This window comes from Aeromonas aquatilis (genome assembly GCF_054052405.1).
The window spans coordinates 22,235-37,865 of the sequence record NZ_JBSTYP010000035.1; the positions used below are offsets into that span (position 1 = coordinate 22,235).

11 protein-coding genes are annotated in these 15,631 nt (G+C 62.9%); 2 read left to right on the top strand and 9 right to left on the bottom strand.

Translation table 11 applies throughout. From position 1 onward, the window contains the following. Window positions 1-226: 226 nt before the first annotated feature. A complete protein-coding gene (locus ACW5W8_RS14775) occupies window positions 227-2,656 on the bottom strand; it encodes an FtsX-like permease family protein (protein WP_498628471.1) in 2,430 nt (809 codons plus the stop codon). A gap of 30 nt (window positions 2,657-2,686) precedes the next feature. Further along, window positions 2,687-3,367, bottom strand: a complete 681-nt coding sequence (locus ACW5W8_RS14780; protein WP_498628472.1) for an ABC transporter ATP-binding protein — start codon at window positions 3,365-3,367, stop codon at window positions 2,687-2,689. Window positions 3,368-3,564: 197 nt separating this feature from the next. On the opposite strand from ACW5W8_RS14780, the gene ACW5W8_RS14785 reads away from it, so the two are divergent. Together ACW5W8_RS14785 and ACW5W8_RS14790 are read left to right on the top strand one after the other, a co-directional pair. Continuing rightward, window positions 3,565-4,032, top strand: coding sequence for a DUF4357 domain-containing protein (locus ACW5W8_RS14785; RefSeq protein WP_005333716.1), 468 nt, complete (start codon window positions 3,565-3,567; stop codon window positions 4,030-4,032). A gap of 358 nt (window positions 4,033-4,390) precedes the next feature. Beyond that, the gene (locus ACW5W8_RS14790; protein ID WP_498628473.1) at window positions 4,391-4,957 is read left to right on the top strand and encodes a pyridoxamine 5'-phosphate oxidase family protein; all 567 of its coding nucleotides are present in this window, start codon (window positions 4,391-4,393) and stop codon (window positions 4,955-4,957) included. A gap of 98 nt (window positions 4,958-5,055) precedes the next feature. On the opposite strand, the gene ACW5W8_RS14795 is transcribed toward ACW5W8_RS14790, so the two are convergent. The 7 genes from ACW5W8_RS14795 to ACW5W8_RS14825 form a co-directional block, all read right to left on the bottom strand. Beyond that, window positions 5,056-6,267 carry a Bcr/CflA family multidrug efflux MFS transporter gene (locus ACW5W8_RS14795; protein ID WP_498628474.1) on the bottom strand — a complete coding sequence of 404 codons (1,212 nt, stop codon included), beginning with the start codon at window positions 6,265-6,267 and terminating at the stop codon, window positions 5,056-5,058. Window positions 6,268-6,379: 112 nt separating this feature from the next. Further along, window positions 6,380-8,074, bottom strand: coding sequence for a putative glycosyltransferase family protein (locus ACW5W8_RS14800; RefSeq protein ID WP_498628475.1), 1,695 nt, complete (start codon window positions 8,072-8,074; stop codon window positions 6,380-6,382). A gap of 58 nt (window positions 8,075-8,132) precedes the next feature. Further along, a complete protein-coding gene (locus ACW5W8_RS14805) occupies window positions 8,133-9,503 on the bottom strand; it encodes a hypothetical protein (RefSeq protein ID WP_498628476.1) in 1,371 nt (456 codons plus the stop codon). Between the two features lie 158 nt (window positions 9,504-9,661). Next, window positions 9,662-10,222, bottom strand: a complete 561-nt coding sequence (locus ACW5W8_RS14810; RefSeq protein WP_498628477.1) for a hypothetical protein — start codon at window positions 10,220-10,222, stop codon at window positions 9,662-9,664. Window positions 10,223-10,256: 34 nt separating this feature from the next. Next, window positions 10,257-11,681, bottom strand: a complete 1,425-nt coding sequence (locus ACW5W8_RS14815; RefSeq protein ID WP_498628478.1) for an FAD-dependent oxidoreductase — start codon at window positions 11,679-11,681, stop codon at window positions 10,257-10,259. A 102-nt stretch (window positions 11,682-11,783) separates the two neighbouring features. Beyond that, window positions 11,784-12,623, bottom strand: a complete 840-nt coding sequence (locus tag ACW5W8_RS14820) for an FTR1 family iron permease (RefSeq protein ID WP_498628479.1) — start codon at window positions 12,621-12,623, stop codon at window positions 11,784-11,786. Next, a complete protein-coding gene (locus ACW5W8_RS14825; RefSeq protein ID WP_498628480.1) occupies window positions 12,623-15,628 on the bottom strand; it encodes a YncE family protein in 3,006 nt (1,001 codons plus the stop codon). The genes ACW5W8_RS14820 and ACW5W8_RS14825 overlap by 1 nt, the downstream gene beginning before the upstream one ends. Window positions 15,629-15,631: the final 3 nt, after the last annotated feature.

Genomic DNA, 15,631 nt, shown 5'->3' on the forward strand with positions numbered 1-15,631 from the left:
GGCCCTCTCCCGAAGGGAGAGGGGATGGTTCAATGCTGCTCTGTGCTCTTCTCTGCGCTGAAGAAGGGGCGGAGAGAGGGAAGTGGTCAATGGGAGCTTCAAGCCATGGCTGAGCCAGTGCGCTAACCGATATCTCATACCACTCTCCTTGCCGCATACCAGGATGCCAGTGCGCCGCGTATCAGGTGTGAGAGCCAGCATGCTGGCGTATCTCGCGGTTGTTGGCTCATACCACTCTCCTTGCGGCATACCAGGAGGCGAGTGCCCCGCATACCGGTGCCAGCAACAGGGCGGTGACCGCATGAAGGGGGGCGGCCTCGAAGGCGAGGCGCCAGCCAAAGGCGCGGGGGTTGACCACCTCGATCAGCACCCAGGCAAGGCCATACCCCACCGGCAGGGCCAGCAGGGCGGTAAGCAGCCCCAATCCCGCCCCTTGCCACACCAGCAGCTGGCGGCAGTGGCGAGGGCTCAAGCCCAGACTCTGCAAGGTCTGCAGCTCACCACGGCGTGCCAGCCCCAGCACCATAAAGGCCGAGCCAATCCCGACAAAGGCTATGCCGAGGATCAGCAGTTTCAATAGCTCGGTCACCACAAAGGTCTGGTCAAACACCTTGAGCGCCGCGCTGTGGATGGCGGGGGCGGAGAGCAGATTGAGCTGCTCGCCAAAGCGCTCGCGCAGGCGGTCGGCCAGCTGCTCGGGGTCGTTGCTAAAGAGGGCGAGGGACTGCACCGCCCCCGCCTCGAAGGCGTGCAGGATCTGCCCCTTGTCGCTGCCGTAGTCCTGATAGACGCCGGTGACGGTGAACTGCCTTGGCCCCTGCTCGCCGCTGATCGCCAACCTCTGGCCCACCTTGACCCCGAGGCGCACCGTCAGCGGTTCACTCGCCAGCACCTCGTCGGGGCGGGTCGGCCAGCGTCCGGCCAGTAGCGGATAGGCCGCTTTAAGCTGGGGGATAAAGTCCATCTGCGCCCATTCGATGGGTTGCCCCTGCCAGCGGGCGGGGTGCACCGAGCGGCGCGAGGCGGCGCTTACCAGTGGATTGGCGAGCAGGGTCTTAAGGGTTGTATCGCTCAAGGTGCCCTTGTTGCCCGCCACCCCCTTGGGGGCGGTGACATAGAGATCGGCGGCCAGACGCTGGCCGAGCCAGATCTCCACGCTGGAGCGAAAACTCGACACCATGACCCCGATGCCGATGGCCGCCGCGATGGCGAGCTGCAACGCCATTACCGCGATAGCGGTGCGATCGAGGTGATAGAGGGTTTCGGCCACCCCGAGCCGGGCGGTGAGGGGGCCGCCCGCGCGCCGTCGCAGCCAGCCAAGCAGGCCGCGCAGGGCATCGGGCAGCCAGAGCGCCATGGCCAGCAGCCAGCCTCCGGCGATAAAGAGGGCGCCACTCAGACCGGTTTGCGGCAGCCACAGGCACAGAGCGCACAGCAGCAGGATGGCGATGGCCAGCACGCGCCGTCGCCACGGATGCACGGGAGGGCGGCTGCTCCCGGCGCGCAGTTCGAGGGGGGATTGGCGCAGCAGTTGCCACCAGCCGGGCAGGTTGGCGGCCAGCGTGCCGAACAGCCCGATCAACAGCGCCTTGAGCAGGCTCACAGGGGAGAGGCGCAACAGATCGATGGCGTTGGGCCCATAGAGATCGGCCAGCGCCTGGGTCAGCTGCCCCATCAGCGCCAGCGCCAACAGGCTGCCGAGCAGCACCCCGATCAGGGTGCCGAGGGTGGCGAGAATAAGTAGCTCCAGAATGAGCCAACGCAGCACCCGGCTTGGCCCCATTCCCAGAATGATCAGCTGGGCCAGCTGGGGGCGGCGCACGCTCTGGACAAATCGCTGGGCGTTGAACACCAGAAACAATCCCACCGCCATGGCGAGCAATGACAGCGCCGTCAGGTTAAGGGCCAGCGCATCGCCAAGCTGGCTGGCATCGAGCGCCGGGCTGATGGGCTCAAGCCACAAGGGCTGGTTGGGGTAATCGGTTTGCAGGGTGGCTTGCAGGGTTCGAGCCTCGGCGTCGCTTAGCTTGAAGACGATGCGATCGAGCCGACCCGCTTTATCCAGCAGTGGCTGGGCGAGGCCAATATCGGTTATTAGCAGCCGCTCCATGGGCACGGCGCCCGGTTCAAACGTGCCCGCCAGCGTCAGGGTCAGGGTTCGGGGGCTTGTACCATCACTGCCGCCCAGCACAAAGCGTCGGCTCTGGCCCGCTTGCCAGCCAAGGCGCTCCGCTTCAGGGGCCGCCAGCCAGATGCTGTCGGCACGGTTTAGGGAAAAGTCGGGTTCGCTCGCGGGTTGGGCGCCAAACAGCTGGCGCAGGGGGCCGGGGTTGAAGAGATCCATTCCCAACAGCTGAAAGCTACGCCCCTCTTCATCCTTGAGCCAGCCATGGAGCTGGGGCATGGCATCGAGGGCGGGCTGGCTGGTCACCAGTTGCACATAAAGCTGCTCATCCAGCCCGCCAGCGGGGGCCAGCCGGTAGTTGGCTTCCCCTGCCAGCTGGCTGCGGGCGGCGACAAAATTGGTGCGGGCACTGTGATTGAGCAGCTCGATGGCCACCACCAGCGATACCCCCAATACCAGCCCGGCCAGACTCATCAACAGCAACCAGGGGTGACTGCGATAGAGGCGCAGCAGCGCTTTGAGTGGCAGCATCAGCGTGTCTCCGGCTGGCGCAGTCGCCGTTTAGTCATGACGGGGTCCCTTGAGCTCGATAAGTTGACTCCCTTCAAGGCGCAGCACTCTGTCGGCCAGCGCGGTATAGGCGGGGTTGTGGCTCACCAGCAGCAAGCCTGCACCTGTGTCCCGCACCGCCGCTACCATCAGCGCCATCACCTGTTCGGCATTGTGCTCATCGAGGCTGCCGGTGGGTTCGTCGGCGAGCAGCCAATCGGGTTGATGGATCAGGGCTCGGGCCAGCGCCACCCGCTGACGCTGGCCGCCGGAGAGCTGCTCCGGCCAGGCATGGCGCTTGTGGCTCATATCGAGCCGGTGCAGCAACTGGTCAATCTTTGTCTCATCCGGTGGCAGAGCGTTGATGGCGAGCGGCAGGGCCAGATTCTCGGCCACCGTCAGGGTCGGCAGCAGGTTGAAATCCTGATAGACGATGCCGAAATGGCGGCCCCGCAGGCGCGCCCGCTCGTCGGGGGAGCGGTTGTCGATCCGGGTCTCCCCCAGCCAGATCTCCCCTTCATCCGGTGCAATCAACCCGGCGATCAGATTGAGCAGGGTCGACTTGCCGCAGCCGCTTTGGCCCAGCAGCAGGGTGATCTCGCCAGCGGGGAGGGCGAGATCGAGATGGTGGAACAGCGGCAGTCGTTCACTGCCGTTATCGAAGCTCTTGCAGAGGTTGCGCAGGGTCAGCATGGGATAACCGTTTGATGGTCAATGGCTTTCATCATGCTTGGTACGCTAGCACGGCCAGCATTGATCAACACCCCTTACGGTTGATCAAGAGTGCCAGTTAGTGATCAAGGCGGCAAAAGAGCAGTGGATCCTCGCTGGATCCCGCTTGCCCGAGGTGGTTAGAATAGGGGCTTCCATGGGTCACAGGATGAGCAAGGATGTTACACAAGCAAGTCAGTTTTATCATCGATAGCAAGGGCAACAAGCAGGCTGCCGTCGTCCCCATCGAGATCTACAACGAGCTGATGACCCTGCAAAAGGCACTCTCTGACAACCGGCCGGGGGAGCGCGAGCTCTACCACTTCAACGGCAAAGGGGCCGAGGCCCACGGTTATCCGGTGGGCAAGCGGCAAAATCCGGGCTTTATGGTGCTGGCCGGTTCCACCGCCAATGGCGAGGATGCCGCCTCCCTGCGTGAAGCGGTGATCGAGCTGCGTCACGAACTGCTGGAGAAGGGGGTCATAGTGCCCCGCAGTCAGGGCGGCTTTGTCTTTACCGCCGATCAGCTGTTCAACAGTCCGAGTCTGGCCGCCAGTCTGGTGGCGGGCAATAACCGCAGCGGTCTGGATGCCTGGCAAAACAGCGCAGGCTATACCCTCAAGCAGTCGGGTTTCGGCAAGAAATAATCCCGCGTTTACGACCATAGTGTGATCACTGATTGACCTGGATGCGCTTTTGTTTCATCCAGGTCGCTGTCTCGCTGTCTCGCTGTCTCGCTGTCTCGCTGTCTCGCTGACTTACCCCCTTTGTTCTGTGCCTTGCCCGCCGCGGCACTCTGGTTGTCACCATTTTTATGTTCTTTCTCCATATTGCCATGGGCTTGTTTTCGAGCTGAATCGGCCAGATCCCTGAGAACGAGCCGGGCGCTCGATAACGGCGAGGATGGTGTTGGACCATCTTGTACGGCAAGCTGTTGAGCATGGGGGCGCCGCTGTGGCGTAATGGCGTCCGGCTCTAAAGGTGATACCTATTCAGGGAAGGAAAATGGGACAACTATTCGACGCACTCTTGCCGCAACATGTGACCTTTATCGAGGCGCAGAAGATCTATTTTGTCGCCACGGCGGCGGAGCAGGGGACGGTCAATCTCTCCCCCAAAGGGGGCGATACGCTTAGGGTTATCGATGCTCACACGCTGGCCTGGCTCAATCTTACCGGCAGTGGCAACGAGTCGGCGGCCCATGTGCTGCGCAATCCGCGCATGACGGTGATGTTCTGTGCCTTTGATGGGTCGCCTCTGATCCTGCGCGCCTACGGTCAGGCTCGGGTGCTGCATCGTGGCGACCCGCAGTGGCAAAAAATGCTGGCCCGTTTTCCCGCCACAGTCGCTGCTCGCCAGATCTTCTGGCTGGATATTGAGCGGGTGCAATCCTCCTGCGGCATGTCGGTGCCCAGATTCGACTATCAGGGTGACAGGGAAGAGCTGGCCAACTGGTCAGCTCGGCAGGGCAAGGAGGGGATCGAGGCCTATTGGCGCAAGAAGAACCAGCGGAGCCTCGATGGGCTGGAGAGCGAGATTTTGTTGCGTAGTGGGCTGGATCCTGCACCTTAGGGCGCAAGGTTCACGGGGGAAAATGTGCTTGATGTAAAAAGCCCTGTTGCCAGCAACAGGGCTTTTTGATTTGCCTTGACGGGCATTGCAAAGGGGCGTCAGGCGGTGCGCTTGCCGGTCAGCAGCCAGTAACTCAGGGTCGAGCCCAGGCCACAGCAGGCGATGGCGATGGCCATCGGCAGCGGCGAGTGGGGCGGATTGAGGTTGACCAGAATGCCGACCAGGGCGCCGATGCCAAAGCGCAGGGTGCCCGCCAGTGCCGAGGCGGTGCCCGCCGATTGCGGGAAGTGGCCCATCAGGCCGGTCATGGCGTTGGCGCCTACCAGACTGATATGGCCGACAAACAGCACCACCGGAATGACGATGCCCCACAGACCGCCGGTCTGGCTCCAGGCGTTGTAGACCAGCAGGGCGCCCGCGCAGGGCAGCACCAGCAGACCGTATTGCAGCATCCGCTCGGCGCCCACCCCTTTCACCAGTCGGCTGTTGACGAAGGTGACCACCATCATCAGCAGGATATTGAGGCCAAACAGCCAGCCGTAGTGCTCGGTCGGCACCTTGAAGTACTCGATATAGACGTATGGGGAGCCGCTTAAGAAGGCGAACATGCCGGAGCTGGAGAGGGCGCCGCACAGCACATAGCCCATGGCGCCGCGATGGGAGAGCACCCCCCAGTAGTTCTTGAGGATCTGGCCGATTTTGAGCGGCTGACGGTGCTCCGGTTTCAGGGTTTCCTGAATTTTCCACTGCATCACCAGACAGATCAGCAGACTGATACCCACCAGCAGCCAGAAGATCACCCGCCAGTCGGCGTGGGCACTGATATAGCCGCCCACCACCGGCGCCACCAGCGGCGCCAGCGTCATCACCAGAATGACGAACGACATGGCGCGGGAAAACGCATCCTTCTCGAACAGATCGCGCAGCAGGGCATTGACCACCACAGAACCCGCCGCGCCGCCCGCCGCTTGCAACATCCGATACGCCAGCAATTCGGGCAGGGAGTCCGCCATGGCACAACCCACCGAGGCGATGGCAAACATCACCAGCCCCGCCAGGATCACCGGCTTGCGGCCATAGCTGTCGGCTAGCGGGCCGTAGAAGAGCTGGCCGATGGCAAAGCCGCCCAAAAAGGCGCTGATGGTGAGCTGGGCGCCGTCGATGCTGGTGGCCAGATCCCGGGCGATGGCCGGAATGGCGGGCAGATACATATCCACTGCCAGCGGAGTCAGACCCGCCAGAGCGCCGAGCAGAATAAACAGGAAACGGGGGGAGAGGGCGGCAGCCTGAGCTGTTGGCGATTGGGGCATAGGGTATCCGCTGGTGAACCTTGGTTGAAAAAGGGAGAAGGGCGAGTCTATCAGGTTTGCCCCCGCTCGGCATGACGTTCCTGCCCCTCAAAAGGGGGAGGTACCTGGTCGCTCAGGCACCTTGGGGATCACGCTTGCGGTCATGTCGGCGTACTGCGCGGATCACCCCCCCCAGCCAGAGCAGCCAGGCCAGCGACGAGATGGCGTACCCGAGCCGCTCCGGCCAGCGGGCGGTGAGGGTAAAGGTGAGGCTGTGTTGTCCGGCGGGCACCCAGACCTGCACCAGCCCGTTGCGGGTGCTGCTGACGCTCAGCGGCAGGCGCTGGTCGAGCCTTGCCTGCCAGCCCGGGTAATCAAACTGGTGCAGGACCAGCTTGGCGGGGGCCGGGGCATCCACCGTCAATTCGATATGACGAGGTTGCCAGCGCTGGATCTGCCAGTTTACCCCCTGATGGTAGCTGGTGATGGCGGGCTGGAATTCCTCTTTCCAGGCCAGCAGGGTGGGGGCAAACATACCGCGTGGCACCTGCTTTGGTCGGTATTCGCGGGCGCTGCGCTTGCTATCGAACTCCCCGTCGAGCTGACTCTTTACGGGAGCCTGGGTGAGCGGCGCCTCGCGTACATAGAGTCCTTGCGACAGCAGGGTGAGGGTAAGCAGCAGCCACCAGACCCACTGCCACGGGCGATAGGTGGGGGTACCCAGCGCCACCACGGCGACGGTAGCGATGACCAGCAGCAGATTGAGGCGCCAGGGAAATTGCACCAGTTGCAACGGAGTGAGCAGGCGCCACAGGGGCTCGCTTGGTGGCAGCATCATCAAAAAGCTCAGGGTGCCAATGACCCCCCAGAGCAGCAACTCGGGATGGCGCGGCTCGCGGGCGGCAGCCCAAGCTACCAGCAGCAGACCCAGGGTGAGCAGCGTCAGCCAGGCGAGATGGCCGCGAAAGCGCCAGTCATCACGGCTTTGGGGCAAACGATCGAGAAAGTTGCGCTGAAATTCGAACATGCCGGTGCGCATCTGCTCCATGGAGATCCCCCCCTGATCCAGCAGGGCGGGCAGCAGCAACAGGCTGGCCATCGCCAATCCCCAGAGCTGACCCAGCAGGGTGCCAATGAGCGGGGAGGCGGTGACAGGGGCACTGACGAGCGCTGTGCTCCCCTTGTAGCGCCAGACCAGCAGCAGGCTGCGCAGGGTGAGCAAGCCCAGAATGAGCAGGGTGCTTGGTAGATGGGAAAGCGTCAGCATGGAGACGGCCAGTGCGAGCAGCAGCAGGGCAAAGGGGGCGCCGCGGCAGAGGCGATCCTGCGCCAGCAGAGCCAGCGGCGCCCAGACGAAGGCCCAGCTCTCCGCCAAGGCAAAGCGGGCGTAGATATCGATGGCCAGATGATAGGGCAGCGCCATATAGAGCAAACTGGCCGCCAGCGCCCGTCCGTGGCCTGCAAAGGGGCGCAACCAGAGATAGGCAAACAGGCCGGAGAGCCAGAGTGCCATGCTGCTGCTCCAGAGCAGCGGCGTCATCGCCTCGTGGGCCAGTGGGGTGGGGCCGGCGAACAGGGCGCTCACATAGTAGGGCAGGGGGGGATAGAAGAAAAAGACCGGGCTGCCGAAGGCGCCGTTCATCTCCATCAACCAGCGCGGATAGAGCTCACCTTGCCACAGTTGCACGGCAAAGAAGTGACCGGAGAGCAGGTGGTGAAACAGATCATGGCCCTGACTGCCGCCGCGCAGCCAGAATGGCAGCAACAGGAGGGCACAGGCCCCGGTCAGCACCGACAAAACCCACAGCCACTCTCTGGTTACACGCATAAGGAGACTCGTCTGTTATGGATGCGCAGTGAGTGTAACCGAGTTGTTCCCCTCTTTTTTAGTTGCTCTGGTGTATTTTTGCGCTCTTTTTGTGTTTCTTGTCACTTTCCCTATGGGGTGTCTGCAGCGAGGGAATGGCGAGCCAGAGGCCGGGCTCGGCGGCAAAGCGCGGGGCAAACCAGTGCTGGCGCACCACAGTGGACATTTCACTCGCGGCGATGGGGCGGCGACTGAGGCGACAGGCTCCTTGAGAGAGCGCAAGCGCCGCATCCCCCTTGTACCAGCCGTCCGTGACCGGCAGAGCTGTGGTCTCCCGCAGCAACCTTACCCCCCACTGGGTCACCAGCGCCGGGCATGCTGTTTTTGCCAGCCTTGCTGCCTGCACCATGGCGGGCGGACGGGGCAGGGTGAAGGTCGCGCCGAGCAGCAGCAATCCAGCCACCGCGACCACCCACTCACCACGGCGCGGCAGCCAACCTGCCAGCAGCACGATACCGAGCAGGGTGATGGGGGCCAGATGGCGGGGATTGTCAGGGTTCTGGCCAAACAGGGTCCAGAGCAGCAGGGCGAGCCAGTAGAGCGTCCAGAGTGGGGGGAGGGCGGCAGGGTTGTTTTTTGATCTTTGCCAAAGCGGCAGTACCAGCAATGTCCCCATCAATAGCGGCCAGAGCGGGGTGAGCTGATCGTTGAAGGTGCGCGCCCAGCTCAGCAGCCGATCGCCATGGGCCGCCGCCGTGTTGCCCCACAGGGTAAAGTGGCCGTCGGTAAAGCGCCGCCCCTCACTGAAATAGGCCCAGCCATCGGCCTGCCAGACAAACAGCAGGCAGGCTAGCCCCACCAGAATAATCGGGAGCAGAAAGTTAAGTCGCTGACCCTTTTGTGTCATCCCCAGCCAAAGCGGCAGCAACGCCAGCACAAAATAGGAGGGGCGCAGCGCCAGCATGAAGCCAAGCATGAGGCCAGCCAGTACGAATCTGCGCTGCTGCAAGGCCAAGAGCGCCCCGAGCCAGGCGGCGAGCGCGGGCCCATCCGAAAGGCCGGAGAGCGCCAGCGTCGGGGTTAGCGGCAGGGCCAATACCAGCAGCCAGACGGGTGCCAGCAGGCTTGGCCGTTGCCACAGCTTCACCGCCAACAAGGCGGCGAGCGGCGCCAGCAAACTGCTACCGAGCAGACTTGCCCACTGCACCGAGCGGGCCGGATCCTCCACCAGCAGATTGATCAGCCGCGCCAGCCAGATAAAGGCGGGGTAGCCCGGAAAGTGGGGGGAGAACTCCAGCACGCTAAAGCGCGTCACGCCGTGGGCGAAATTGAGGGCATCGTCGGAATCGAGCGCCACCGGGAAGGTCAGCAGCCAGCCAAGCCAGGCCAGTTGCAGCAGAATGAGCAGCCAAATGGTGGTGGGGCAGGGGGAAGGCCAACGCCGGGCCATTACCTTACCCCTCATCCCCAACCCTTCTCCCGCAAGGGGAGAAGGGGGCAAAGTGGCGTCCGGGTGCATCTATCGGCAGGCCGTGCGTAGGGTGGGTAGAGCGAAGCGAAACCCACCGTTTGTCACAGCGAGATGGCGCAATGCTTGGCGGGTGGCTATCACAGCGGCGCCAGCACGGCCATCAGCGCTTTTTCTGCATCGCTAAAGGCGGTGGCATCGGCGGGCTTGGCGCCCACCCCGAACACCCCCGGGTTGCCGATAGCATCCAGCACCTTGGCCAGCGCCTGTTCGGCTGCCTTGCGATCCCCTTCACTGAGGGAGGGGAGGATCAAGTCGAGGAAGCGCTTGCTCTTGACCACCAACACTTTGGCGGTCTGGTAGTCGCCAAGATTCTGGCTGGCCCCTTCGAGGCGGCGCTCGATCTCCGCCCTGTAGGCGCGGTTGAGCAGGGCGGCGGTGGCGGCAGCGTCTTTGGCCTTGATAGCGGCGGCCAGCGGCCCTTGCAGCTCCACCTTGTGATGCTGTTCCAGATAGGTCAGCTCGTCGGCAATCTCGCTCAAGGTGGCGCTGGCATCCTTGCCGTCAGTGGCGGCGCCAAGCAGCGCTTCGCGGGCGTCGATCAGTGGCTCCTTGCCGGCGGCGGCGTAGGAGTAAGCCTGCGCCTGCCCGCTCAGGGCCAGCAGCAGGGTGAGGGCGAGTAAACCCGGGCGGATGGTCATCCTGTTCTCCTTACTTATGCCAATGGCGCGGCCATCAGGCCACGCTCTGGGTTTCGATCACGGTATTTTCGTTGCGATGGTTAAAGATGGCATGACGTCTGTCCACCCCGTCGATCACCATGTCGGCAGCCATCATGCCCATCTCCATGGCAGTGTCGGTGAAGATGTAGCGGAATGTCCCCTGACGGCCGGTCATGATGAGGTTGGTGATGGGCATCAGCGCCTTGATGGCTTCGTTGCGGCGGGCCTGATAGCCGAGATCCATCAGTGGGTAGGCGTACTCGCTGCGGGCTTCGAAGGTCTCATCGCCAAGCTTGGCGGTATCGACGCCGAGGCTGGCGAGATCGGCGGTGACCCGACCGCGCAGATCAGAGAGCGGTGCCTGCCAGGTGGCATCCCCCGGATTGCAGGGGGTCTCCAGCATTACCGAGGTCTGGCCTTGGGGCGCCATAAAGGGGCTGCGGCGGCGCGGCTCCTGCAAGCGGGTGGCCAGAATATGGGGGTCGGAGAGATACTGCCAGGTGTTGTCCGACAGGTTCTCCTGTTTGAGCGGCATATTGATGAAGCGAAGCGACCGGTAGTGCAGATCGCACGGCAAGCCCAGATGCTGGCAGGTGAGCGGCAGCGGCAGGGTGGAGATCACCTGATCAAAGCGTTCGCTCTGTTCAACGTCATCTTGTTTCCAATACACCCGTTCAATACGGCCATCGGCCTGCTCAAGGCGGGTGATGGTAGCGCCGGTTTTCAGCTCAACGCCCTCTGCCACCAGTCGCTCACCCAGAGTGGTGAATATCTGGCCGAACCCATACTTTGGATAACGATATTTGCGGGCATAGGTGCGCACCGAGATACTGCCGTTGCGTCTTGGCAGCAGGCGACGCGCCACGTCTTTGAGATCGATGAGGCTGATGCGCTGACCGGCCCAGTCGGCGGAGAGCTTGTCCGGGTTGATGCCCCAGAGCTTGCCGGTGTAGCCCTCGAAGAACTGGCGGTAGAGGGTGCGACCAAAGTGGCTCTGGATCCACTCGGCAAAGCTTGCCTTGGCAAAATCGGTGGGCTTCTTGGCAAAAGGCAACAGCAGCAAGTCTTTCACCGCACCGGCCATCAGGGCGAGCGGCGCCGTCTTGAGCAGGTTGGGCAGGTTCAATGGGTAGTCATAGGTGCGCCCACCAAAGCGGATAACGCTCTTGCGCTCGGCGTGGAGCAGATCGTCCCCCATCAGCTCGTCGATAAAGGCGAGCAGCTCGGGGTTCTTGGTGATAAAGCGGTGGCCGCCGTAGTCGAAGCGATACTCTCCATCGCGCCCCTTGAAGGTCTGGGTGGCGCACATGCCGCCGACCACCGGCTCCTGCTCGAACAGGGTGACTGCAAAACCGGCGCGGCGCAGGCGCCAAGCGGCCATCAAACCGGCGGGGCCAGCGCCCAGCACTGCAATGCTTTTCTTGTTGTTATCGCTCATGACCTATTCCGAAACTGCTTGATAGATAAGGGAACCGCGCCAAGGCGCGGCTCCCGAATAGTGTTGTTACCCCGTGGCCTTGTTGTCACAGGGCGTGCGGGCTCAGCCCTTGCTGGATGTGGCGCTCACCTGAGGGCGATAGCTGCGCTGCCAGAGGGTAACGAAGATGGCTAGATAGAGGGCCCAGGTCAGCAGCTGCAAGCCAGCGGGTGAGGCATTGTAGCCAAACAGGGCGCGCAGGAAGGTACCAAATACCCCCTGATCGTCGAGAATGTGGCTGATGTCGAACACCGGCGTGGTCCAGAAGGTGATGACGTCCGCTGCCTGCAACATGTTGACGGCAGACGAGAGCAAGCCGGCGGCGATGATGATGATAAGCAGGCCGGTCCAGCGGAAGAAGGGGGCCAGCGCCACCTTGCGGGTAGAGCGCAGCAGCCCCCATACCAGCGCGATGGAGACCAGCAGACCCGCCAGCGCGCCTATCAGGCCGGATTGCAGATCGACCCCTTGGCCCGAATAGAGCAGGGCGGAGAAGAAGAGCACGGTTTCAAACCCTTCGCGCATCACAGCAAGGAAGGCAAGCAGCACCAGACCAAACAGGTTGCCGCCATCGATGGCGGCATCGATGCGCGCCGTCATGGCCCCTACCTGGGATTTGGCCTGCTTTTGCATCCAGATCGCCATATAGGTGAGCACCAAGGTGGCGAAGATGAGGATCCCCGCCATCAAAAGGTGGTTGTAGTGCTCGCTCTCGAACTGGCTCACCACCACCTGGAACAGGAAGGCAACGACGAGGGAGGCGACAAGGCCAAGCCCTACCCCCAGATAGATGAACTTGTTGTAGCGGCTCGCCCCCAGCTTGGCGAGGTAGGAGAGGCAGATGCCGACCAGCAGGAAGGCTTCCAGCCCCTCGCGCAGGGTAATCAGAAAACTTGCAAACATCAGGATTGAGGCTCCGTAGCGGGCGTGATGGGGAGAGGCTGCAAGGTGAGTTGCAACCGATTTAGTTGTAGGCGCGTGAGCAGCACTATGGGTGGCTCCGGCAAGCTGGGCTCGGCGGCGCGCACCGCATCATTGACCCACTTGGGGTAGGTGCGGAAATTGAGTTTGATATCGGCCTTGAAGGGCCCTTGGGCATCTGCGGGTAGCGGCCAGGTTTCATCGCGCCAGCCATCGGCCGGAATGCGGGTATCTTCCAAGAGCTTGGCGTAGCGCCAGAACTTGAGCCCCACCGGCTTGCCCTCGGCATCGCCGAACACTTTTCTGAACAGCCGCGCATCTTCGGGGACAGCACCATCCACCGGCTGGCCACTGGCAAGCACCACCTTACCGGTGGCGTCGGTGACGGTCAGCTCCAGCCAGAGTTCACGAAAATCGGCCACCCCGGTGGGCAGGGCATGGCCTGCGCCGGTATTGGCGACCCGCACCACCAACTGCTTGTTATCGGTAGCCTGTTCGATACGGGCGGAGAGGGTAGCGCTGGAGCGCAGCAGGGCCAGACTCTCCTGTTCAAGGTCGGGGTTGCGCAGCCCCACCAGCTGGTGCTGGGCGCCGGTAAAGTTGTGGCGATAGAGCCGCGCCTTCATGGTGCCGTTTTCGGTGGACTGGCCCGCCACCGGCGCACCGCCATTGCCCGGCTCCGGGTTCATATGGCAGTCGATACAGGTGCGCCGCTTGGCGGGATCCTCCGCGTTTGCGAAGCTGGATTTTTCCCACTCGTCCCAGGTGTTGACGATGTTGGCGCCAGTGCCCGGGGCAAACTCGTTGTGGCACGACTTGCACAGAGCCGCATCGCGGTAGAAATCCTTCTGATAGGAGGCTTTGTGGGCTGCCGGGCGGGCGTTGAGCTGCCGCTCGGCTAGCCAGTGCTGGAGGCTGCCGCCTGCGGCATCCTCGAACACATAGCTCTCGCGGTCTTTCAAATTCACGGTAAAGGCGCTGTTGCCGCCCGCATCTTCCACCTTGGAGATGCGATGACAGAGCACGCAGCCGGTCCCTTCCTCCACCACAGGTTCGCCCGCTTTGTGAGCGGCAATCAGCGAGGCGCCACCCTGCTCGAACATGTGGGAGCCCTTGGGCAGATCGAGTTGGCCGGTCATTACCTGCTGGGGCATATGGCAGCCCTGACACCATTGGCCAAATGTTTCCCCTTCGGTTTCGCGGGCCAGCGCCTGCACCACCTTGTAGTAGGGGTGGGAGTTGCCCATCAGTCGGTGGTTGCTCTCGCTCCAATCTTTGAACGCCTGTTGGTGGCAATTCTGGCAGGAGGCGGAGTTGAGCCACTCCTTCGGGTGAGTGGTCGGTGCCTTGGCGGGATCGGTGCGCGGGGCATCGAGCCGCAGCCAGTTGGCAAGATAGGGGAGGTTGCCATCGGCGGTGACGAAGGCGTGCAGATCTTCCATCATCGCTTTCACCTCTGCTTGGGGCTTCGCGGGGTCAACTGCCTCGGCCCCATCGCGGGTGTCATGGCCCATGCCGCCCTGGGTCTGTTGGGTCATGCGCAGGTATTCGCCGACAAAATCCCCCGCCACCATGTTGGTGAGGTTGGCGTGGCCGTTGATGGCGTTGTCGCCGCTCTTCTGGCGGTGAGCCGCCATCAGATAGCGGTTGGTGAAGTTGAACCCATCCAGATGGCAGGAGTTGCAGCTCATCCAGTTGTCCCCCGCCATGGGGAAGCGTGAGTTGGACGCTGTGTTACCAAGGTTGAATAGCCGCTCGCCGCGCTGAAGCGGCTCTGGGCGCGGATCTGTCTCTACCAGCTTGGCGAAGTGGGGTACATCCACGGTGACCCGGGCAAACGGGCCGCTGCCGCCACTATTGAGGCGGGTGAGATCCTGCCCCATGGCGTTGTGCACCAGAATATGGTCGCCGTCGATCAGCAGATCCCGCGGATTCTGGCCCGGCAGGTGGCGCAAGAGCTGGGTCGCCTTGGCGCCCCCCTGAAACTTCTTGCGGCGGTGGCGGTTGTTGTTGGATTTGCCGCTGCGAGAGAGGTCGAACACCAGCAGGTCTTCCGAGCCCGCCAGAGTCAGATAGACCCGCTTGCCATCGGCGGCAAAGCGCGCCGCGAACGGGTTGGATACGATCTGGCTACGGTTGCCGACGCTTGGCAGATTGATCTGCAAAAAGAGCTGTTTTCTTTCATCGACCCGCTCTTTCTCCTCATCGAGATCGATGATGGAGAGGGCTGGGAAGACGGTGCTCTGAAACTGGAAGGGGTGGTCGAAGCTCCACAGCACATGGGGCAACCAGGCCTCGCTGCCATCGGGGGAGAGGGCGATGCCATCGAGCAGGCGCGGCAAGCCCTGGGAATTGCTTGGCGTGTCGCTGTGGGTCTCGGCCAGGGTAATGAGCTTGGGCTTGGGAAGCGAAGAGCCCTTGGCGCCATGGCCAAGCTTGGCGAGATCATAGATGGCGAGCTGGCCTGTCATGGCGTGGGTCAGCAGCAGGCGATCGTCGTCGGTCAGGGCCAGCCCGCGCGGGGTCTCGGCGGTTTCTGCATCCAGCTTGAGGTTGCCCGCGGTGTCGTAGGCCTGCAGACGAGCTGATTCGAACAGCGTGACCCAGAACCACTGCCGCTTGGCATCGAAGATGACCCCATAGGGGCGGTGGCCGGTGGGGATCGTCTTTTCCTGATCGAGATCATCATCCAGCAGAAGCAGGCGATCGCCGCTGTAGTCGGTGACCAGCAGTGTGCCGTCATCGGCGCGGGCAAGCTGGCGCAGATCGCCCCCCAGCTGCACCTCTTTGAGCCGCTTGCCGCTATCGCGCTCAACCAGGGTGACGGAACCTGCGCTCAGGTTGGCGGTGACGAGGCGCGGGGCGCTTTCCTCCTCATAGGCGAGCATCCCGGCACCCATCTGCTGGGCAGTGGCAAAGGGGCTGGTCAGCAGCAGGAGGAAGGCCAGCAGGGATGACAAATATGCAGAGAACGATGACTTCAACATGGG

What these genes read in the sequence shown, in the direction of transcription:
- ACW5W8_RS14775 (WP_498628471.1), bottom strand. Translation starts at nt 2,656, where the DNA reads ATGCTGCCACTCAAAGCGCTGCTGCGCCTCTATCGCAGTCACCCCTGG.
- ACW5W8_RS14780 (WP_498628472.1), bottom strand. Translation starts at nt 3,367, where the DNA reads ATGCTGACCCTGCGCAACCTCTGCAAGAGCTTCGATAACGGCAGTGAA.
- ACW5W8_RS14785 (WP_005333716.1), top strand. Translation starts at nt 3,565, where the DNA reads ATGTTACACAAGCAAGTCAGTTTTATCATCGATAGCAAGGGCAACAAG.
- ACW5W8_RS14790 (WP_498628473.1), top strand. Translation starts at nt 4,391, where the DNA reads ATGGGACAACTATTCGACGCACTCTTGCCGCAACATGTGACCTTTATC.
- ACW5W8_RS14795 (WP_498628474.1), bottom strand. Translation starts at nt 6,267, where the DNA reads ATGCCCCAATCGCCAACAGCTCAGGCTGCCGCCCTCTCCCCCCGTTTC.
- ACW5W8_RS14800 (WP_498628475.1), bottom strand. Translation starts at nt 8,074, where the DNA reads ATGCGTGTAACCAGAGAGTGGCTGTGGGTTTTGTCGGTGCTGACCGGG.
- ACW5W8_RS14805 (WP_498628476.1), bottom strand. Translation starts at nt 9,503, where the DNA reads ATGGCCCGGCGTTGGCCTTCCCCCTGCCCCACCACCATTTGGCTGCTC.
- ACW5W8_RS14810 (WP_498628477.1), bottom strand. Translation starts at nt 10,222, where the DNA reads ATGACCATCCGCCCGGGTTTACTCGCCCTCACCCTGCTGCTGGCCCTG.
- ACW5W8_RS14815 (WP_498628478.1), bottom strand. Translation starts at nt 11,681, where the DNA reads ATGAGCGATAACAACAAGAAAAGCATTGCAGTGCTGGGCGCTGGCCCC.
- ACW5W8_RS14820 (WP_498628479.1), bottom strand. Translation starts at nt 12,623, where the DNA reads ATGTTTGCAAGTTTTCTGATTACCCTGCGCGAGGGGCTGGAAGCCTTC.
- ACW5W8_RS14825 (WP_498628480.1), bottom strand. Translation starts at nt 15,628, where the DNA reads ATGTTGAAGTCATCGTTCTCTGCATATTTGTCATCCCTGCTGGCCTTC.